17 protein-coding genes and 1 riboswitch are annotated in these 19,004 nt (G+C 71.3%); of the genes, 5 read left to right on the top strand and 12 right to left on the bottom strand.

Going from position 1 to position 19,004, the window contains the following annotated elements; all coding sequences use genetic code 11:
- Window positions 1–92: 92 nt before the first annotated feature.
- The gene (locus ACIP5M_RS19090) at window positions 93–1,016 is read left to right on the top strand and encodes an NADP-dependent oxidoreductase (protein WP_401198429.1); all 924 of its coding nucleotides are present in this window, start codon (window positions 93–95) and stop codon (window positions 1,014–1,016) included.
- Window positions 1,017–1,026: 10 nt separating this feature from the next.
- On the opposite strand, the gene mnmA is transcribed toward ACIP5M_RS19090, so the two are convergent.
- Window positions 1,027–2,160, bottom strand: a complete 1,134-nt coding sequence (gene mnmA, locus ACIP5M_RS19085) for a tRNA 2-thiouridine(34) synthase MnmA (protein ID WP_401198428.1) — start codon at window positions 2,158–2,160, stop codon at window positions 1,027–1,029.
- 69 nt (window positions 2,161–2,229) lie between these two features.
- Between mnmA and ACIP5M_RS19080 the strand changes: the two genes are divergently transcribed.
- Window positions 2,230–2,922: an N-acetylmuramoyl-L-alanine amidase gene (locus tag ACIP5M_RS19080; protein ID WP_401198426.1), complete on the top strand. Its 693-nt coding sequence runs from the start codon at window positions 2,230–2,232 to the stop codon at window positions 2,920–2,922.
- Between the two features lie 26 nt (window positions 2,923–2,948).
- On the opposite strand, the gene ACIP5M_RS19075 is transcribed toward ACIP5M_RS19080, so the two are convergent.
- The 11 genes from ACIP5M_RS19075 to ACIP5M_RS19025 form a co-directional block, all read right to left on the bottom strand.
- Entirely contained in the window at window positions 2,949–4,112 is a 1,164-nt protein-coding gene (locus ACIP5M_RS19075) for a cysteine desulfurase family protein (protein WP_401198425.1), read from the bottom strand.
- A 311-nt stretch (window positions 4,113–4,423) separates the two neighbouring features.
- Window positions 4,424–5,284, bottom strand: coding sequence for a thioesterase family protein (locus ACIP5M_RS19070; RefSeq protein ID WP_401198423.1), 861 nt, complete (start codon window positions 5,282–5,284; stop codon window positions 4,424–4,426).
- 45 nt (window positions 5,285–5,329) lie between these two features.
- Window positions 5,330–5,986, bottom strand: coding sequence for a trimeric intracellular cation channel family protein (locus ACIP5M_RS19065; RefSeq protein ID WP_401198421.1), 657 nt, complete (start codon window positions 5,984–5,986; stop codon window positions 5,330–5,332).
- A 354-nt stretch (window positions 5,987–6,340) separates the two neighbouring features.
- On the bottom strand, window positions 6,341–7,459 hold the full coding sequence (locus tag ACIP5M_RS19060; RefSeq protein ID WP_401198419.1) for an ABC transporter ATP-binding protein: 1,119 nt from the start codon (window positions 7,457–7,459) through the stop codon (window positions 6,341–6,343).
- A complete protein-coding gene (locus tag ACIP5M_RS19055; RefSeq protein ID WP_401198417.1) occupies window positions 7,456–8,550 on the bottom strand; it encodes an ABC transporter ATP-binding protein in 1,095 nt (364 codons plus the stop codon). Before ACIP5M_RS19055 ends, ACIP5M_RS19060 begins: the two co-directional genes overlap by 4 nt.
- Window positions 8,547–9,545 carry an ABC transporter permease gene (locus ACIP5M_RS19050; RefSeq protein WP_401198415.1) on the bottom strand — a complete coding sequence of 333 codons (999 nt, stop codon included), beginning with the start codon at window positions 9,543–9,545 and terminating at the stop codon, window positions 8,547–8,549. The genes ACIP5M_RS19055 and ACIP5M_RS19050 overlap by 4 nt, the downstream gene beginning before the upstream one ends.
- Window positions 9,546–9,690: 145 nt before the next feature.
- Complete coding sequence (locus ACIP5M_RS19045; protein WP_401198413.1) at window positions 9,691–11,463, bottom strand: ABC transporter substrate-binding protein; 1,773 nt, start codon at window positions 11,461–11,463, stop codon at window positions 9,691–9,693.
- 82 nt (window positions 11,464–11,545) lie between these two features.
- Window positions 11,546–12,541 carry an ABC transporter permease gene (locus ACIP5M_RS19040; protein WP_401198411.1) on the bottom strand — a complete coding sequence of 332 codons (996 nt, stop codon included), beginning with the start codon at window positions 12,539–12,541 and terminating at the stop codon, window positions 11,546–11,548.
- Between the two features lie 432 nt (window positions 12,542–12,973).
- Complete coding sequence (locus ACIP5M_RS19035) at window positions 12,974–13,714, bottom strand: enhanced serine sensitivity protein SseB C-terminal domain-containing protein (RefSeq protein WP_401198409.1); 741 nt, start codon at window positions 13,712–13,714, stop codon at window positions 12,974–12,976.
- A gap of 55 nt (window positions 13,715–13,769) precedes the next feature.
- On the bottom strand, window positions 13,770–14,504 hold the full coding sequence (locus tag ACIP5M_RS19030) for an enhanced serine sensitivity protein SseB (RefSeq protein WP_401198407.1): 735 nt from the start codon (window positions 14,502–14,504) through the stop codon (window positions 13,770–13,772).
- Window positions 14,505–14,868: 364 nt separating this feature from the next.
- Window positions 14,869–15,513, bottom strand: coding sequence for an AAA family ATPase (locus ACIP5M_RS19025; RefSeq protein WP_401198405.1), 645 nt, complete (start codon window positions 15,511–15,513; stop codon window positions 14,869–14,871).
- A 205-nt stretch (window positions 15,514–15,718) separates the two neighbouring features.
- Window positions 15,719–15,822: riboswitch (glycine riboswitch) on the top strand.
- 164 nt (window positions 15,823–15,986) lie between these two features.
- Between ACIP5M_RS19025 and gcvT the strand changes: the two genes are divergently transcribed.
- The 3 genes from gcvT (at window position 15,987) to glyA (ending at window position 18,884) form a co-directional block, all read left to right on the top strand.
- Complete coding sequence (gene gcvT / locus ACIP5M_RS19020) at window positions 15,987–17,102, top strand: glycine cleavage system aminomethyltransferase GcvT (RefSeq protein WP_401198403.1); 1,116 nt, start codon at window positions 15,987–15,989, stop codon at window positions 17,100–17,102.
- A 112-nt stretch (window positions 17,103–17,214) separates the two neighbouring features.
- Window positions 17,215–17,598, top strand: a complete 384-nt coding sequence (gene gcvH, locus ACIP5M_RS19015; RefSeq protein ID WP_401198401.1) for a glycine cleavage system protein GcvH — start codon at window positions 17,215–17,217, stop codon at window positions 17,596–17,598.
- A gap of 14 nt (window positions 17,599–17,612) precedes the next feature.
- Window positions 17,613–18,884, top strand: coding sequence for a serine hydroxymethyltransferase (glyA, locus tag ACIP5M_RS19010; protein ID WP_401198399.1), 1,272 nt, complete (start codon window positions 17,613–17,615; stop codon window positions 18,882–18,884).
- Window positions 18,885–19,004 lie beyond the last annotated feature (120 nt).

Raw genomic sequence — 19,004 nt, 5'->3', positions numbered from 1 at the left:
AATACCACGGCCTCCCGCGAGGCCCGAGTGTGGAACGTGTCGCCGGGGAGGACCCGGTATCGGACGGAATCCCATGGAATGAGGAAACAGACATGCGCGCGATCGTCGTGAACGGATGGGGCGGCCCCGAGACCCTGGTCGAGCGGGAGATCGACCGGCCGGAGCCGGGTCTGGGCGAGGTCCTGGTCCGCGTCCACGCGGCCGGTGTGAACCCGGTCGACTGGAAGACCCGGGCCAGTGGCGCCCTGATCGCCTGGGGCGAGACCCCGATCGTCGGCTGGGACGTCTCCGGCACCGTCGAGGCGGTCGGACCCGGCGTGACCCTCTACGCCCCGGGCGACGAGGTGTACGGCATGCCGCTCTTCCCGCGGCAGGCGGGCGGCTACGCCGAGTACGTGGTGGCCCCGGCCCGGCACTTCGCGCGCAAGCCCGCCTCGCTGGACCACGTGCAGGCGGCGGCGCTGCCGCTGGCGGCGCTGACCGCCTGGCAGGCGCTGGTGGACACGGCCGGCGTCACGGCCGGACAGCGGGTGCTGGTGCACGCGGCGGCGGGCGGCGTCGGGCACCTGGCGGTGCAGATCGCCAAGGCGCGCGGCGCGTACGTGATCGGCACCGCCAGCGCGGGCAAGCACGAGGTGCTGCGCGAGCTGGGCGCCGACGAGCTGATCGACTACCGCTCGGTGGACTTCACCGAAGCGGTGTCGGACGTCGACGTGGTGCTGGACGCGCTGGGCGGCGAGACCGCCGAGCTCAGCCTGAAGGTCCTCAGGCCCGGCGGGCACCTGATCTCGCTGCCCGGTCCGGACTCCGTCCCGGCCGCGGCCGACGGGGTGAACGCGGCCTGGGTGCTCGTCGACCCGGACCTCAAGGGCCTGGAGGCGATCGCCGCTCTCGCGGACCAGGGCCTGCTGAAGCCCCTGGTCGAGACCGTCCTGCCGCTGGAGGAGGCCGCGAAGGCCCACGAGATCGGCGAGCAGGGCCGGACCACCGGCAAGATCGTCCTGACGGTGGCCTGATCCCGCCGGGTCAGACGGCGGCGGTCGCCCGCGTGGTCGTGGCGATCGTGGCCGAGCCGACCACACGGGTGCCGTCGTAGAGGACGATCGCCTGGCCGGGGGCCACACCGCGGACCGGTTCGGTGAAGCGGACCTGCAGCTCGCCGTCCACGAGCTCGGCGAAGACCTCGGTCTCGCCGCCGTGGGCGCGCAGCTGCGCGGTGTACGTGCCCGGGGCGGCGGGCGTGGAGCCGCACCAGCGGGGGCGGATCGCGGTGAGGGCGGTGACGTCGAGGGCCTCGACGGGGCCGACGGTGACGGTGTTGTTCACCGGGGAGATGTCGAGGACGTAGCGCGGCTTGCCGTCGGGGGCGGGGTGGCCGATGCGCAGGCCCTTGCGCTGGCCGATCGTGAAGCCGAAGGCGCCCTCGTGGGTGCCGACCTTCTCGCCGGTCGCCTCGTCGACGATGTCGCCCTCGGCCTTGCCGAGGCGGTTCGCGAGGAAGCCCTGGGTGTCGCCGTCGGCGATGAAGCAGATGTCGTGGCTGTCCGGCTTCTTCGCCACGGCCAGGCCGCGGCGCTCGGCCTCGGCGCGGATCTCGTCCTTGGTGGTGAGGGTGTCACCGAGCGGGAAGAGGGCGTGGGCGAGCTGCTTCTCGTCGAGGACGCCGAGGACGTACGACTGGTCCTTGGCCATGTCGGAGGCGCGGTGCAGCTCGCGGGAGCCGTCCGCGTTCTCGACGACGGTGGCGTAGTGGCCGGTGCAGACGGCGTCGAAGCCGAGGGCGAGGGCCTTGTCGAGCAGCGCCGCGAACTTGATCTTCTCGTTGCAGCGCAGGCAGGGGTTCGGGGTGCGCCCGGCCTCGTACTCGGAGATGAAGTCCTCCACCACATCCTCGCGGAAGCGCTCGGCGAGGTCCCAGACGTAGAACGGGATGCCGATGACGTCGGCGGCGCGGCGGGCGTCGCGGGAGTCCTCGATGGTGCAGCAGCCGCGGGCGCCGGTCCGGAAGGACTGCGGGTTCGCGGAGAGCGCGAGGTGGACGCCGGTCACGTCGTGCCCGGCTTCGACCGCGCGGGCGGCGGCGACGGCGGAATCCACGCCGCCGGACATGGCGGCCAGGACGCGAAGGGGGCGGGCGGTGCGCGGCAGGTTCTCAGTCATAGCACCGTCCAGGGTACGGGGAACCGCGCGCGGCCACAGCGCGTTATCGGCTGTGGGGGGTGGATCACGATGGTGACCAAGGGGAACGAGGCGAAGAAGCCGCCGGGGAAGAAGTCGGCGGGAAAGCCGGGCAGGCCCGGCAGGACCCGCAGGGCCGTGCTCTTCGGCGGGCTCGGGATCTTCACGGTGGCGGCGATCGCCGGCCGGGACGAGGTGCGCAGGGCCTGGTGGCTGCTGCCGGGGGTGGCCAAGCCGCGCAAGGAGGGCGAGCTGGACCACGCGGGCGCGAGCTGGACGGCGGCCTCGCCCGCGAACTGGCGGCTGGCGGACCGGCCCGACGACTACCGCGTGGACCGGATCGTCGTGCACGTGACGCAGGGCGGCTTCGAGTCCTCGGTGGACGCCTTCAAGAACCCGTGGCACAAGGCGTCGGCGCACTACATAGTCCGCCAGGACGGCCACGTCGAGCAGATGGTGCGCGAACTGGACGTCGCCTTCCACGCGGGCAACCGCTCGATGAACGAGCGCAGCGTCGGCATCGAGCACGTGGGCTACGTGGACCGGCCGCAGGACTTCACGGACGCCATGTACGCGGCGTCGGCCCGGCTGGCGGCGGACATCTGCCGGAGGTACGGCATACCCGTGGACCGCCGGCACATCCTCGGGCACTCCGAGGTGCCGGGCGCCGACCACACGGATCCGGGCCGCCACTGGGACTGGAACCGGTACATCCGCCTGGTCGGCGAGGCGCTGTCCGCCTAGAGGGCTGTCCCCCCAGGCGGACACTCCTAGCTGAGGCCTGCCGTGCGGGCGCGGGCCACGGCCGGGCCGATGGCCGCGGCCAGGGCCGCGATGTCCTCCTTGGTGGAGGTGTGGCCCAGGGAGAAGCGCAGGGTGCCGCGGGCCAGATCGGGGTCGGTGCCGACGGCGAGCAGGACGTGGCTCGGCTGGGCCACGCCGGCCGTGCAGGCGGAGCCGGTGGAGCACTCGATGCCCTGCGCGTCGAGCAGGAGGAGCAGGGAGTCGCCCTCGCAGCCGGGGAAGCTGAAGTGGGCGTTGGCCGGGAGCCGGTCGACGGGGTCTCCCCCGAGGACGGCGTCGGGCACGGTCGCGAGGACCGCGGCGACCAGCTCGTCGCGCAGGGCGCCGACCTCGGTGGCGAACCGCTCGCGCCGCTCGGCGGCGAGGGTGGCGGCCACCGCGAAGGCGGCGACGGCCGGGACGTCGAGGGTGCCGGACCGGACGTGCCGCTCCTGCCCGCCACCGTGCAGAACGGGTACGGGGCTCTGGTCGCGGCCCAGCAGCAGGGCGCCGATGCCGTACGGGCCGCCGATCTTGTGGCCGCTGACCGTCATGGCGGCGAGGCCGCTGTCGGCGAAGCCGACGTCGAGCTGGCCGAAGGCCTGGACGGCGTCGGAGTGCAGCGGTACCCCGTGTTCGGCGGCGATGGCGGCGAGTTCACGGACCGGCATGACGGTGCCGATCTCGTTGTTGGCCCACATGACGGTGGCGAGCGCGATGTCGTCCGGGTTGCGTTCGACGGCCTCGCGGAAGGCTTCGGGGTGCACGCGGCCGTAGCGGTCCACGGGCAGGTAGTCGACCCGGGCGCCCTCGTGCTCGGCGAGCCAGTGGACCGCGTCGAGGACGGCGTGGTGCTCGACGGGGCTGGTGAGGACGCGGGTCCGGGCGGGGTCGGCGTCGCGGCGGGCCCAGTAGAGGCCCTTGACGGCGAGGTTGTCGGCCTCCGTGCCGCCGGCGGTGAAGACCACCTCGCTCGGGCGGGCGCCGATCGCCTCGGCGAAGGCCTCGCGGGCCTCCTCTACGGTGCGGCGGGCGCGGCGGCCGGCGGCGTGGAGGGAGGACGCGTTCCCCGTGGCGGCGAACTGCGCGGTCATCGCCGCGGCGGCCTCCGGCAGCATCGGGGTGGTGGCGGCGTGGTCGAGGTAGGCCATGATCCCCCGATTCTACGAGTGTGTACGGGGGCGGTCCGACCCTTCCGCTCCGCGGGGGTTCCCGGGTGGTCCGCGCCGGGCTTGTCTGGGGCCCGGCCCGGGGCCCCCGGGCCGGGGCGCCCGGCCGACGGGCGGGGCGGGGGCCCTGCGGGGCTGGCCCCCTACCCGCCCTTCCACCTCCCCCAGACTCCGTCCGGGGGGACCCCCACCCGGGCTCCGCCCGGACCCGACAGATCCTGGGGCTCCGCCCCAGACCCCGCGCCTCAAACGCCGGCGGGACTGGATCATGCCCCCGCCGTGCGAGGGGTGGGTCAAGAAGCGGTGCGCGGCGCCCGGGCCAGTTGGCGGGACTGGGCCACCAGGTGGTCGGCCGAGTCCCAGACTTCGGCGTCCTCCTCCAGGAAACCGCCGGCCAGGTTGCGGGTGGTGATCGAGATGCGGAGGGGGCCGGGGGCCGGGCGGCGGCGGATGTGGGTGGTGAGTTCCACCGTCGGGGTCCAGCCCACCAGGCCCAGGTCGAAGGAGGTGGGCGGCAGGGCGTCCACCGCGAGGAGCATGGAGAGGGGATCGGCGTCCCGGCCGTCGGCCAGTTCGAACCAGGCCCGCATCTCGCCCTTGCCCGAGGGCGCGCCGACGGCCCAGCCCGCGGTCGCGGGGTCCAGACGCAGCCGGAGCCGGTCGACGATCGCGGAGCTGCCGGGGATCGGGGCCGGGCCGGCCTCGGGGCCGAGGCAGTCCTCGTAGGCGGGCATGACCGGCGGGACCGCCGTGGTGCGGACGTCGTCCGGGAGCGAGGCGAGGTCGCCGTACGAGGCGAGGACGCGGATGCGCTCGACCTCGGCGCCGTTCTCGTCGTACTGGAACAGCGAGGCCTGTCCGGTGGAGAGGGTGCGGCCGACGCGGGCCACGTGGGTGCGGATCACCGCGGGGCCGGGCACCGACGAGGTCAGGTAGTGGGCCGAGATGGAGAACGGGTCCGGGTGCGGGAGGGCGGCCGACAGGGCCCGGCCGACCAGGGCCAGCAGGTAGCCGCCGTTGACGGCGGTGATGATCGTCCAGCCGGCGGAGAGTTCCGCGTCGTACACCCCGGGCTCGTCCGCGCGCGCGGTGACGGTGGTGTCGCGGTCGAACTCGCTGTCGCCGATGGATGCCTGGGCAGCTGCGTGTGACATGTGAGCGACGGTAACACCGGCTAGCTACTAAGCGGTAGCTTTTTTCTACGGTTCTTCGGCCACCGAGGAGCGTCGGTTCCAGGCCAGCGGGGCCCGCCAGTGGTAGCGCATGGCGAGCAGGCGCAGCACGAAGGTGGTGACGATCGCGAGGGCCGTGGTGACGGCGTTCAGGACGTCGAAGCCGATGAAGACGGCCACCATGGAGGAGCCGACGGTGGCCGGGACGGCGTACATCTCCCGGTCGCGCAGCAGCCGGGGCACCTCGCCCGAGAGGACGTCGCGCAGGACGCCGCCCCCGACGGCGGTGGCCAGGCCGAGCGCCGCGGAGGCGGTGAGGCCGAGGCCGTACTCGTACGCCTTGGTCGTGCCCGTCACGCAGAACAGGCCGAGGCCGGCGGCGTCGAAGACGTTGATGGCGGTGTTGATCCGCTGGACCTCGGGGTGCAGGAAGAAGACGATCGCGGCGGCGACGAGCGGGGTGACGAAGAAACTGAGCTCGCCGAAGGCGGCGGGCGGTACGGCGCCGATGACGAGGTCGCGGAAGAGGCCGCCGCCCAGGGCGGTGACGAGGGCGAGCACGGCGATGCCGAAGACGTCGAAGTTCTTGCGGACGGCCAGGAGGGCGCCTGCGGTGGCGAAGACGAAGATGCCGGCGAGGTCCAGGGCATGCTGGATCCCGGGCGGGAAGAGATCGTGGAGCACCGCCTCATTGTCGCCCGGCGGCGGGCCGTCCTGACTTCGGGGCCGCCCCCGGGCCGCGTCGGCCGCCCCCGCAGACCGGGCTGCGCGCCCCTGGGGCTCCGCCGGACCCCGCGCCTCAAACGCCGGCGGGGCTGGGTGTGGCCGGCCTGACCGCCCAAGTGCGGCTCAAAGATTCGGGGCTCCGCCCCGGACCCCGCTCCTCAAACGCCGGAGGGGCTGGATCTTGCCCGGCCTGATCGGCAGGGAGCGGGCTTGCCCGGCAGTGGAGGGTCCTGCCCCGCAGGGTGTCGGCATGCCGACGGGGCCGGGGTGCGCCGTTGTGCGGCAAGCCCGGTCCCGTCGGCGTTTCGGCCGCTACTCCGAAACCGTGTCCACCGCGTCCGCCGCGCCGGGCAGGGGCTGGTCGCCCGGGGCCTGGTCGGGGGCGTTCTCCGGGTGGTGGCAGGCCACCTGGTGGCCCGTCTTGAGTGCCAGCAGCGGCGGTTCCTGCGTGGTGCAGATCTGCGTCGCCTTCCAGCACCGCGTGTGGAAGCGGCAGCCGCTGGGCGGCGAGATCGGGGACGGCACGTCGCCCTTGAGCAGGATGCGGCCGCTCTTGGCGCCGCGCCGGCGCGGATCCGGCACCGGCACGGCCGACATCAGGGCCGTCGTGTACGGGTGCATCGGCGCCTCGTACAGCGACTTGCGGTCGGCCAGCTCGACGATCTTGCCCAGGTACATCACCGCGATGCGGTCCGAGACGTGCCGGATGACCGACAGGTCGTGCGCGATGATCACGTACGTGAGGCCGAGCTCCTCCTGGAGGTCGTCCAGCAGGTTGACCACCTGGGCCTGGATCGACACGTCCAGCGCCGACACGGGCTCGTCCGCGACCACCAGCTTCGGCTTCAGCGCCAGGGCCCGCGCGATGCCGATGCGCTGGCGCTGGCCGCCCGAGAACTCGTGCGGGTAGCGGTTGTAGTGCTCCGGGTTGAGGCCGACGAGGGACAGCAGACGCTGCACCTCCGCCTTGAGGCCGCCCTCCGGCTCCACTCCCTGCAGTTTGAACGGGGCGCTGACGATCGTGCCGACCGTGTGGCGCGGGTTCAGCGAGCCGTACGGGTCCTGGAAGATCATCTGGATGTCGCGGCGCATCGGCCGCATCCCGGCGACGCCGAGGTGCGTGATGTCCTTCCCCTCGAACTCGACGGTGCCGCCCGTCGGTTCGAGCAGCCGCGTGATCAGCCGGCCCATGGTCGACTTCCCGCAGCCGGACTCGCCGACGATGCCGAGGGTCTCACCGCGCCGGACGTCGAAGTCGATGCCGTCGACGGCCTTGACCGCGCCCGCCTGCCGCCGCAGCAGCCCCTTGGTGATCGGGAAGTGCTTCGTCAGGCCCGTCACCTTGAGCAGCAGATCGGGCTCGGGAGAGTCCGAGGCCTGCGCGGGGATGACGGTGGCTTCCGTCTTCTTGGTCTCAGGCGTGTCGGTCACAGCTTCGGCGCAATCTCTTCGGTCCAGATCCGGGTCCGCTCCTCCTGCGACATGTGGCAGGCGGACCAGTGGTGGCTGCCGTCCTCCGTGAGCTCCGGCCGTACCGTACGGGTCACATTGCCCTTGGGTACGTCGGCGTACGGGCACCGCGGGTTGAACGCACAGCCGCTCGGGATGTTGATGAGGCTGGGCGGCGAGCCCTTGACCGGGATGAGGCGCTCGGTCTGGTCGCGGTCGATGCGCGGCATCGAGCCCAGCAGGCCCCAGGTGTAGGGGTGCCGGGGCTCGTAGAAGACCTTCTCGGCGGTGCCCCGCTCGACGCACCGGCCGCCGTACATCACGAGGAGTTCGTCGGCCATCTCGGCGACGACGCCGAGGTCGTGCGTGATCATGATGACGGCGGAGCCGAACTCCTGCTGGAGATCCCGGATGAGGTCGAGGATCTGCGCCTGGACGGTGACGTCCAGGGCGGTGGTCGGCTCGTCCGCGATGAGCAGTTCGGGGTTGTTGACCAGCGCCATCGCGATCATCGCGCGCTGGCGCATGCCGCCGGAGAACTCGTGCGGGTAGCTGTCGACCCGCTTGTGCGGCTCGGGGATCCCGACGCGGTCGAGGAGTTCGATCGCACGCGTGCGCGCGGCCTTCTTGTCGACCTTGTGGTGGACCCGGTACGCCTCGGCGATCTGCTTGCCGACGGTGAAGTACGGGTGCATCGCGGACAGCGGGTCCTGGAAGATCATCGCGATCTCCCGGCCGCGCAGCCTGCGCACCTCGTCCTCGTCGGCGGAGAGCAGCTCCTTGCCGTTCAGCCAGATCTCGCCGGAGATCCGGGCCCGCTGGCGGCCGTACTGGCCGACGCGGTGCAGGCCCATGATGCCCAGCGAGGTGACCGACTTGCCGGAGCCGGACTCGCCCACGATGCCGAGGGTCTTGCCCTTCTCCAGCGTGAAGGAGAGCCCGTCGACCGACTTGACCAGTCCGTCCTCGGTCGGGAAGTGCACCTTGAGGTCGCGGACTTCGAGGAAGGCGCCGGAGGGCTGCCCCGGGCCGACGGGCTCGTTCAGAGCTCCGGTCTTGGTCAGTTCGGTCATGACAGCCTCACTCGGGGGTCGATCACCGCGTACATGAGGTCAACGATGAGGTTCGCGGCGACGACGAAGAAGGCGGAGATCAGGGTGATGCCCAGGATGACCGGCAGGTCGTGGTCGCTGATGGCGCGGACCGCGCTGTAGCCGAGGCCGTGCAGCGAGAAGGTGGACTCGGTCAGCACCGCGCCGCCCATCAGGGCGCCGAGGTCCAGGCCCAGCACGGTCAGGATCGGCGTCATCGTCGAGCGCATGGCGTGCTTGCCGATGACGACCGGTTCCGTCAGGCCCTTCGCGCGGGCCGTGCGGATGTAGTCCTCGTTGAGGACTTCGAGCATGGTCGCGCGGGTGAGCCGCGCGTACATCGCCGCGTAGAGGAAGGCGAGCGAGACCCACGGCAGGACCATGCCGTTGAACCACTTGCCCGGGTCGTCGGCGAAGGCCGCCTCCGGCCGCCCGAACCAGCCGAGCTGGTCGGAGAAGAGGGCGATGAAGAGCATGCCCGTGAAGTAGATGGGGAGGGAGACGCCGGCGAGGGCGACGCCCATCGCCGAGCGGTCGAGGGCCGAGCCGCGCTTCAGGGCGGAGATGACGCCGGTGGCGACACCGCCGATCACCCAGATCACGACGGCGCCCGCGGCGAGGGAGAGGGTGACCGGGAGCCAGTCGAGAAGCAGCGGCCACACCTCCTGCTCGGTCTTGAAGGAGTAGCCGAAGCAGGGCGCGGCGCATTGCGTGACGTCGGAGCCGTTGGCGTACGTGCGACCCGCCACCAGCCCGACGATGAACTTGCCGAACTGGACGAGGATCGGGTCGTCGAGACCCATCTTCTGCCGGATGCCCTCGATGGCGGCGGGGTCGGACTGCTTCCCGACGAAGTACAGCGCGGGATCCGTCCCGATCAGCTTCGGGAAGAGGAAGAAGATTCCGAAGGTCACCAGCGAGATGACCAACAGCATGACGATGACGGCGAAGATCCGTCGGATGAGATATGCAAGCACTGCGCTCGGCCTGGCTGCGGCCCGGGGGCGCCCCCTTCTGGAGGGCGCCCCCAAGCCGTAACCGCGGCCATCACCTGCCCTTCGTGCCTAGCGGGTGTGGCACTGGAACACTGGAAAGTGGATCTGAACCGGGTCTGACGGACTGCTACTTCATGACACCGAGCGACGCGTAGTCGTACCGGCCGTTGTAGGCGTCGGAGGTGTAGGCGTTCGTCAGCCGGGAGCTGCGCCACGTGATCGTCTTGTCGTAGACGAAGGGCAGGTAGACCGCGGCCTCGGAGACCTTCTCGTTCATCTTCTTGTAGATCTCGCCGGCCTTGACCGGGTCGGTCTCCGCGATGGCCTGGTCGAACAGGGTGTTGATCGCCGGGTCGTTCAGCTCGGAGAAGTTGTTGTTACCGCTCTGCAGGATGAAGCGGCCGTCGACCAGCGGCTGGGAGAAGCCCTGTCCGGTCGGGAAGTCGGCGCCCCAGCCCATGATGATGATGCCGTAGCCCTTCTCCTTGACCACCTTCGGCGAACCGATGATGCCGGAGGTCTGGGCGCCGTCGAACTGGTCGACATCGGCCTCGATGCCGATCTGCTTCAGGGAGTTCTGCAGCGAGACGGCCGTGGCGATCTCGACCGGCTTGTTGTTGCGGACGGCGATCGTGGTCTTGAAGCCGCCCTCCTTGCCGCAGGCCTTCAGGGCGGCCTTGGCCTTCTCGACGTTCGGCTTGCCGTCGTTCTTCAGGACCTCGTACGGGTCGTACTTGGGGTCGGCGCCCTTGATGCCCGCCGGGAGCATGTTGGGGGCGATGTCGCCACCGGCCTGCGGGCCGCCGCGGGCGGTCTGCAGGGACTTGTGGTCGGCGCCGTAGATGACGGCCCTGCGGCACTCGACGTTGTCGAACGGCGCGACGGTCGTCGGCATGACGGCGTACCGGATGAAGCCGGTCTGGCCGTTGTCCAGGTTGTCCTTGTGGTCCTTCAGCGCGGTGGCGCGGGCCGCCTGGCCGATGCCGGTCGCGTTGATGTCGACGTCGAACTCGCCGTTCATCAGGCGCTTGTCCATGTCGTCCGCGTTCGCCATGAACGTGACCGAGATGGAGTCCGGGAGCGCCTTGCGGATGGTGTCCGACTCGGGCTTCCAGTTCTCGTTGCGCGAGAGCTTCATGCTCTTGTTGGGCTCGTACGAGTCGATCTTGTACGGACCGTTGGAGAACGGCTTCAGGCCGTACTTCGCCGCGGTGTCCTTCTCCTGCTTGACCGGGGTCGCCGCCGGCATGGCCAGCATCTGCTCGAAGTCACCGTTGGCCTGCGGCAGGTGGAAGATGATGGTCTTCGCGTCCGGCGTCTCGATCGCCTTGAGGCCGAGCTTGTCCGGGGCGGTGTCCTTGTACGGGCCCGGGTACTCGGTCTTCGGGTCGAGGACCTGCATCAGGTAGACCGGGCCGCCGGAGATGACGTCCTGGGCCCAGGTGCGCTCGATGCCGTACTTCACGTCCTGGGCGGTGACGGGCGTGCCGTCCTCCCAGGTCACGTTGTCCTTGAGGGTGTACTTGTAGGTCTTGCCGCCATCGCTGATCTCGGCCTTGGCGGTGGCGAGGTCGGGCACCAGCTCGGTGCTCTGCTCACCCGGGGCCGCCTTGTAGCTGACCAGCTGACGCGTGTAGTAGCGGGCGAAGTCCCACATGAAGCCGTAGTAGCCGCGCTGCGGGTCCCACGAGTCGGCTTCCTGGGTGCCGACGAACTTGAGCTCGCCGCCCTTCTTGTCCGACGCGTTGGCGACCTTGCCGATGCCGGCGTTGAAGCCCCCGCCGCTCGACTTCTCGTCCGTCTTGTCGTTGCCGCCACAGGCGGTCGCGGTCAGCATGGCCGCGAGCACGACGGCGGTGCCGGCGGCCAGTCTGCGCTTCGACGTGCGATGGGTAGTCACGATGCTCGCAACCCTCCGTTGTAGTACCGGTGTTCCGGTGTGCTTACGGCTCGAAGCCGGTTCCTGGTGTGCCCTGCGATGGCTAGCGGGAGCCCTTCGGGTCGAGGGCGTCACGGACGCCGTCGCCGAAGAGGTTGAAGGCCAGCACGGTGATGAAGATCGCTACGCCGGGGAAGATCATGAAGAGCGGATCGTCCTCGTAGGTCCGCACGGCCGTGGAGAGGGTCTCTCCCCAGGACGGCGTGGGCGGCTTGACGCCGACTCCGAGGAAGCTCAGGGCGGCCTCGGTCAGCACGTTGGTGGGGATCATCAGCGTCGAGTAGACGGTGATGGGCGCCACCAGGTTCGGGAGCAGTTCGCGGAAGAGGATGTACGTGCGGCCCGCGCCGAGGCTGCGCGCCGCTTCGACGTACTCGCGTTCGCGCAGCGACAGGGTCTGGCCCCGGACGATGCGGCCGATGTACGGCCAGCCGAAGAAGCCGATCACCAGCACCAGTACGGCGATGCGCAGGCCCGATCCCTCGAAGCCCCACAGCTTGCTAGGGATGACGGAGATCAGCGCGATGATGAACAGCAGCTGCGGGAAGGCCAGCAGCAGGTCCATGACGCGGCTGATGGCCGCGTCGATCCAGCCTCCGAAGTATCCGGCGATGATGCCGAAGACGGTGCCCAGGGAGACCGCGACGAAGGCGGACAGGAAGGCCACCAGCAGCGAGATGCGGGCGCCGTAGACGATCCGGCTGAAGACGTCGCGGCCGTTGACCGGCTCGATGCCCAGCAGGAAGTCGCCGTTCATGCCGCCCCAGTCGCCGGCCGGCAGGCCGAGCAGCGGGTCCAGCAGGTCCTCGTGCAGTTCCTCCGGCGGGTGGCCGAAGGCCTTGACGATCAGCGGCGCGAAGATCGCGACGAGGATCAGGAGGAGCACGACGACACCGCCGGCCAGGGCGACCTTGTCACGCTTGAGGCGCAGCCAGGCGATCTGCCACGGCGAGCGTCCTTCGATCGCCTTCTGCGGAACTTCGGGGGCGGCCACGGCCGCGGGCTCGGCCGCGCTGGTGTCGTGCAGTGGTGCCGTCATCGTGGTGGGGACCCCTCTCGGCCGACGGTGGCCGGCCCATGCCCGCCGCTGTGGCGGCTTTGGTTCTTTCGGCGTCGCTAGATGGTGCGATGGCGCGATATGCGCCTGAAGTGCACGTGAAGAGCAGGTGATTGCGGGATTGACCGGCCTTCGGTGGGGGGAGTCTTCAACGGCCTCTCAATCGCCCGCCAGACCTGCCGGTGATGTGATGCGCAACCGTGATCTGCGCCTACACCTTCCGTTATCCGAACCGCGTGCGCTGGTGAGCGGTGAAACGGTGCCCCTTCGGCGCGGAACGGACATCCGGCCCAACTGCCATGTCGGGCATGGTTCTTGGGTGCATTCGGTGGATATGCCGAAGGCCGCACCGGTGGGTCCGGTGCGGCCTTCGAGATGAATGTCTCAATATGTGGATGTGCTGATCGGTGCCGCTCAGTAGGCGGGAGCCTGGCCCTCGCGGTCGTAGAACGGCCGGGTCTGCGCGCGCAGCCACATCGCCACGGGGTCGTGCTCGTCCGCCAGGGCGACCGTGCACACCGGGACGCCCTCGGGGACGACGCCGACGGACTGCCGCATCATCTCCCGTACGGATTCCAGCGCGGGCCCGGAGGCGTCGTACAGGTCCAGCCCGACCGCGAGGTACGGGGACCCGAGCGCGGGCTGCACCCAGGCCCGGCGCAGCGACCGGACCGCGGGGGTGCGGTGGGCGTGCTGGGTCAGCAGCCCGTAGAACTGCGGGAGCTCGATGGCGGGCTCGGAGAGCCGCAGCGGGCCGGCCGGCATCCGGTCCAGGCCGGTCGCGATGCGGCGCAGGTCGGCCCAGGGGACGCCGAGTCCGCCGCCCTGGGCGTGCGGGTTGAGCCACAGGCCCCAGCGGTCGGGGTAGAGCGCCCGGGCGATGTCCCGCCCGGTCACGACCTCGTAGCCCCGGTTCCAGCCGCTGGCGGCCAGCTCCTGCGGGGAGGTCACGCAGGGCGCGTAGCCCAGCCCCTCGACCTCCATGCCGCCGTACTGGGCGTCCGGGGAACCCGGCTGCCCCTGCCAGAGGAGCATCCACAGCCGGCCCTCGGAGAGGGCGTGCAGAAGCGACTCGTAGCCCTCGTAGCGCCCCGGAGTCACCTGGCGCAGCATGTGCTCGACCTGCCCGGCCTCGGCCGTGCCTGACGCACTCACCCGGTACCCCTCTTCGTCCGCCCGTCGTCCACACGTACCAACAGCTTAAGCGGCGCTACGGCAGGTAGAAGGGGCGTACGCGCTCACGAATCCAGTCCGTGACCGGGTCCTGGGCGGCGTCGAGGAGGATCAACTGCACGGGCCAGGGCGGCGGAACGCGGGTCAGGGCGCGTCCCAGGGCGTCCATCGGGGCGTTTCGCATCTCGGGCTCCCATCCCAGCAGGCGGACACCGATGAACAGTTCCGGCTCCCCGCCCTCGACGCTCGCGAGGCAGCGGTGGGCGGCGGCGACCACGCCGGTGGAGCGGAACTCCTCGGCGGCGGCGGCCAGGAAATCGACCGGATCGTCCTGCCAGTCGGGCTCGTAGAGCCGTACGCGGCCGCCGGTGGCCGGGCCGTCGAGGGGGGTCCGGCCGGTTCGGCACAGCTCCGCCACGGCGGGCGGGGGGAGCGGGACGCCGACGGCGCCCTCGGGGTTGAGCGCGATGCCGAGCTGCGGGGGCAGTCCGCGGGCGAACTCGACGGCGGGGGCCACGGCGAAGTCCATACCGGGGCCGACGCAGGCGTGGAACTGGGCCTCGGAGCTGTACACCGGGACGTACGCCGCCCCGGCGATCTCCATCGTGGGGAGGGTCAGCGCGCCCTGCTCGGGGCCGCCGCCGGCGGGCAGGGGCACCCACACCTGGCTCCGCCCGAGCACCTCGAGGATCCGCCCGCCGGCATCCGGCTGCCCCAGCGCCGCCCCGAGCACCTGCTCCAGCTCATTCCCCGGCCAGCCGCTGCCCTGCATGTCCGTGCCTCCGTGATCCCGCCGCGTGTCGCCCCGCAGGGTACCGGCCCGGTCCGCGGCACCGCCGCCGGGGCCGCCCGTCCGCGTCCGACCGCGCCGCCGTCTCCTGGGGCTCCGCCCCAGACCCCGCGCCTCAAACGCCGGCGGGGCTGGATTTGGCTCCCGCCCCCTCCGCGAGGCCAGGCCGAACAAGTGCGGCGCCGCTCCTGGGGCTCCGCCCCAGACCCCGCGCCTCAAACGCCGGCGAGGCTGGTTTTGCCTCCTGCCGCCTTTCACTTGCAGGCCTACGCCGGCCACCTCCAGCTCCGCCGGCGTTTGAGGCGCGGGTCCGGGCAGGGCCCGGCAGCGGCGCCGCAGCCGGACGTCAGGGGTGGAACGCGATGCGCGTCACGGCGGCGGCCGAGCGGCGGTCCAGGAGGGTGGCCGAGGCGCAGCCCGGCGGAGGATGGCCGGCCTCCGCGGAGCGGAGCAGGCGGGTCACCGCCCCCCGGTGGCGGGCGAAGGCGTACGCCGAGACCCCGCGCCCCCGCGCCGCCTGGCCGGCCAGGGCCTCCTCGGGGCTGGTGTCCAGGAGCAGCAGGTGCAGCGCCCGGCCCCGGCGGCGCGCGGCCGCCGCGAGCAGGCTCCGTACCCAGGTCTGCGTACCGCAGTCGTGCACGACGACCGAGGCGCCGGAGCGCAGCGTGCGCCACAAGCCCCAGTAGTGGGCGGCCCGGACCAGCGGGCGGTAGACGGCGTAGGGCACCGCCCCCGGCATCCTCCGCTCCCAGCGCTCGCGCGTGTCCTGGGAGTCGATGGCTCCGCCCTCGGCCGCCGCCCGCTTGATCAGCGTGCTCTTGCCGCCTCCCGGCAGGCCGGACACCACGACGATGTCCCCCGCGGCGAAGCCCAGCCGCTGCGGCCCCCGCACCCCCGGTCCGCGGAGGTCGCGCACCGGGCCGGCCGCCGCGCTCCGCACGCGCGGACCCCGCTGCGCCGGAACCGCGTCCACGGTCCCCGCAGCCGTCACCGCTCCGAATCTCCGCACAGCGTTCGCCTCCCCCGAATCGGGCCCGCAGGACCCTTGCCCACTGAGTGTAAAGAGACGGTAATCCGGCAGGCCCGGTTCCGGTCCGGCCGCTTGAGGACCGCACGAACTTTCGGGGCCGCACCACCGATCACCGCCGTGGCGTGCAATGATGTGCGCCATCTGGACCAACTGCATACCGGCCGCTTGAATCCGCGCGGGAGAGTCCCGGCACGCCGCAAGGCCGTGCGCGGGCGCCGAAGGAGCAAGAACCTCCCTTGAATCTCTCAGGCCCCGTACCGCGTGGATGAGGCAGATCTGAAAAGCGAGCTGCGCGTCGGCGCAGGCTCCACCCAAGGTGCAAGCCGAGGACCCCTGACGACCGGGGGAACTCCTGGCGAACCTCTCAGGTTCCGATGACAGATGGGGAGGACCCTCCTCGTCATGTCATGCCCTGGGACCCGGGAGCCACACCCATGAGCACTGCCCCCCGTCTGACCGCCCTCGATGCGGTGCACCGTTCGCTCGGTGCCACCATGACCGACTTCGCGGGCTGGGACATGCCGCTGCGGTACGGCAGCGAGCGCGACGAGCACAACGCCGTCCGCACCAAGGCCGGTCTCTTCGACCTGTCCCACATGGGTGAGATCACGCTCACCGGCCCCGAAGCGGTCAAGGCCCTCGACTACGCGCTGGTCGGCAACATCTCCACCGTCGGCGTCGGCCGCGCCCGCTACACGCACATCTGCCAGGAGGACGGCGGGATCGTCGACGACCTGATCGTCTACCGCCTGGGCGAGACCGAGTACATGGTCGTCGCCAACGCCTCCAACGCCCAGGTGGTGCTGGACGCGCTCACCGAGCGCGCCGCCGGCTTCGACACCGAGGTCCGCGACGACCGCGACGCCTACGCGCTGATCGCCGTCCAGGGCCCCGAGTCCCCCGGCATCCTGGCCTCCCTCACCGACGCCGACCTGGACGGGCTGAAGTACTACGCCGGCCTGCCGGGCACCGTCGCGGGCGCGCCCGCGCTGATCGCCCGTACCGGCTACACCGGCGAGGACGGCTTCGAGCTGTTCGTCTCCCCCGAGCACGCCGTCGAGCTGTGGCAGGCGCTGACCAAGGCCGGCGAGGGCGTGGGCCTGGTCCCGGCCGGCCTGTCCTGCCGCGACACCCTGCGCCTGGAAGCGGGCATGCCGCTGTACGGGCACGAGCTGAGCACCTCCCTCACCCCCTTCGACGCCGGTCTGGGCCGTGTCGTGAAGTTCGAGAAGGAGGGCGACTTCGTCGGCCGCGCCGCGCTGGAGGCCGCCGCCGAGCGCGCCGCGACCAACCCGCCGCGCAAGCTGGTCGGCCTGGTCGCCGAGGGCCGCCGCGTCCCGCGCGCCGGCTTCCCGGTCGTCGCCGGCGGTCAGGTCATCGGCGAGGTCACCTCCGGCGCCCCCTCCCCGACGCTGGGCAAGCCGATCGCGATGGCGTACGTGGACGCGGCGCACGCCGCGCCCGGCGCCTCCGGCGTCGGCGTCGACATTCGCGGTACGCATGAGCCGTACGAGGTCGTGGCGCTGCCGTTCTACAAGCGGCAGAAGTAGTCCCGCACACGACCCCGCCGTCCGGGCGCCCCTGCGGGGCCCGTGCGGCGCGCCGTCTCAGTACCCAAGACCGCTGTTCGATCCACTCCCCCGCATCCAGGAGAATCAGGCCATGAGCAACCCCGAGAAGCTGCGTTTCAGCAAGGAGCACGAGTGGCTGTCGGCCGCCGAGGACGGCGTCGCGACGGTCGGCATCACCGAGTTCGCGGCCAACGCGCTCGGTGACGTCGTCTACGCCCAGCTCCCCGAGGTAGGCGACACGGTGACCGCGGGCGAGACCTGCGGCGAGCTGGAGTCGACCAAGTCGGTCAGCGACCTCTACTCCCCCGTCACCGGTGAGGTCGTCGAGTTCAACCAGGACGTCGTGGACGACCCGGCCCTGGTGAACACCGCCCCGTTCGAGGGTGGCTGGCTGTTCAAGGTGCGCATCGCGGAGGAGCCGGCCGACCTGCTCTCCGCGGAGGAGTACGCCGCGCTCACCCACTCCGACAACTGACCCAGGGAACCCTGATGTCCGTGCTGAACACCCCTCTCCACGAGCTCGACCCCGACGTCGCCGCCGCCGTCGACGCCGAGCTCGTGCGCCAGCAGTCGACCCTCGAAATGATCGCCTCGGAGAACTTCGCTCCGGTCGCCGTCATGGAGGCCCAGGGTTCGGTCCTGACCAACAAGTACGCCGAGGGCTACCCGGGCCGCCGTTACTACGGTGGTTGCGAGCACGTCGACGTGGTCGAGCAGATCGCGATCGACCGCATCAAGGCGCTGTTCGGCGCCGAGGCCGCGAACGTCCAGCCGCACTCGGGTGCGCAGGCGAACGCCGCCGCGATGTTCGCGCTGCTGAAGCCGGGCGACACGATCATGGGCCTGAACCTGGCCCACGGCGGTCACCTGACCCACGGCATGAAGATCAACTTCTCCGGCAAGCTCTACAACGTGGTCCCGTACCACGTCGACGAGACCGGTCAGGTCGACATGGCCGAGGTCGAGCGCCTCGCCAAGGAGTCCAAGCCGCAGCTGATCGTCGCCGGCTGGTCCGCCTACCCGCGCCAGCTGGACTTCGCCGCCTTCCGCCGCATCGCGGACGAGGTCGGCGCGTACCTGATGGTCGACATGGCGCACTTCGCGGGCCTGGTCGCCGCGGGTCTGCACCCGAACCCGGTGCCGCACGCCCACGTCGTCACCACCACCACGCACAAGACCCTCGGCGGTCCGCGCGGCGGTGTCATCCTGTCGACGCAGGAGCTGGCCAAGAAGATCAACTCCGCGGTCTTCCCGGGTCAGCAGGGCGGCCCGCTGGAGCACGTGATCGCCGCCAAGGCCGTGTCCTTCAAGGTCGCCGCCTCGGAGGAGTTCAAGGAGCGCCAGGTGCGCACCCTGGAGGGTGCGAAGATCATCGCCGAGCGCCTGGTGCAGCCCGACGTCACCGAGGCCGGCGTCTCCGTCCTCTCCGGCGGTACGGACGTCCACCTGGTCCTGGTCGACCTGCGCAACTCCGAGCTGGACGGCCAGCAGGCCGAGGACCGGCTCCACGAGATCGGCATCACGGTCAACCGGAACGCCATCCCGAACGACCCCCGCCCGCCGATGGTCACCTCGGGCCTGCGCATCGGTACGCCGGCGCTCGCCACCCGCGGTTTCGGCGCCGAGGACTTCACCGAGGTCGCCGAGATCATCGCGGCAGCGCTGAAGGCGCCTTCTCCCTTCGGGCGTACTGACAGCGAGGGCCTGAAGGCGCGCGTCTCCGCGCTCGCCGCGAAGTTCCCGCTCTACCCGTCGCTCTAACGACGGACCGGGGGCCCGGCCGCGTCTCGTACGGGGCCGGGCCCTTCCCATGCCCGGGCGCGCCTTGATCCCGTACACGCGCCCGTACCCCTCCCGATCCGTTCGGCGGCCAAGCCGTTC

The sequence above is a fragment of the Streptomyces sp. NPDC088762 genome (assembly GCF_044750905.1).
Taxonomy (GTDB): domain Bacteria; phylum Actinomycetota; class Actinomycetes; order Streptomycetales; family Streptomycetaceae; genus Streptomyces.
The sequence above is the reverse complement of the archived record's forward strand: the minus strand, read 5'-3'. Positions and strand labels throughout refer to the sequence as shown.

Coding starts and splice junctions, on each gene's coding strand:
- ACIP5M_RS19090 (WP_401198429.1), top strand. CDS start 93: ATGCGCGCGATCGTCGTGAACGGATGGGGCGGCCCCGAGACCCTGGTC.
- mnmA (WP_401198428.1), bottom strand. CDS start 2,160: ATGACTGAGAACCTGCCGCGCACCGCCCGCCCCCTTCGCGTCCTGGCC.
- ACIP5M_RS19080 (WP_401198426.1), top strand. CDS start 2,230: ATGGTGACCAAGGGGAACGAGGCGAAGAAGCCGCCGGGGAAGAAGTCG.
- ACIP5M_RS19075 (WP_401198425.1), bottom strand. CDS start 4,112: ATGGCCTACCTCGACCACGCCGCCACCACCCCGATGCTGCCGGAGGCC.
- ACIP5M_RS19070 (WP_401198423.1), bottom strand. CDS start 5,284: ATGTCACACGCAGCTGCCCAGGCATCCATCGGCGACAGCGAGTTCGAC.
- ACIP5M_RS19055 (WP_401198417.1), bottom strand. CDS start 8,550: ATGACCGAACTGACCAAGACCGGAGCTCTGAACGAGCCCGTCGGCCCG.
- ACIP5M_RS19040 (WP_401198411.1), bottom strand. CDS start 12,541: ATGACGGCACCACTGCACGACACCAGCGCGGCCGAGCCCGCGGCCGTG.
- ACIP5M_RS19030 (WP_401198407.1), bottom strand. CDS start 14,504: ATGCAGGGCAGCGGCTGGCCGGGGAATGAGCTGGAGCAGGTGCTCGGG.
- gcvT (WP_401198403.1), top strand. CDS start 15,987: ATGAGCACTGCCCCCCGTCTGACCGCCCTCGATGCGGTGCACCGTTCG.
- gcvH (WP_401198401.1), top strand. CDS start 17,215: ATGAGCAACCCCGAGAAGCTGCGTTTCAGCAAGGAGCACGAGTGGCTG.
- glyA (WP_401198399.1), top strand. CDS start 17,613: ATGTCCGTGCTGAACACCCCTCTCCACGAGCTCGACCCCGACGTCGCC.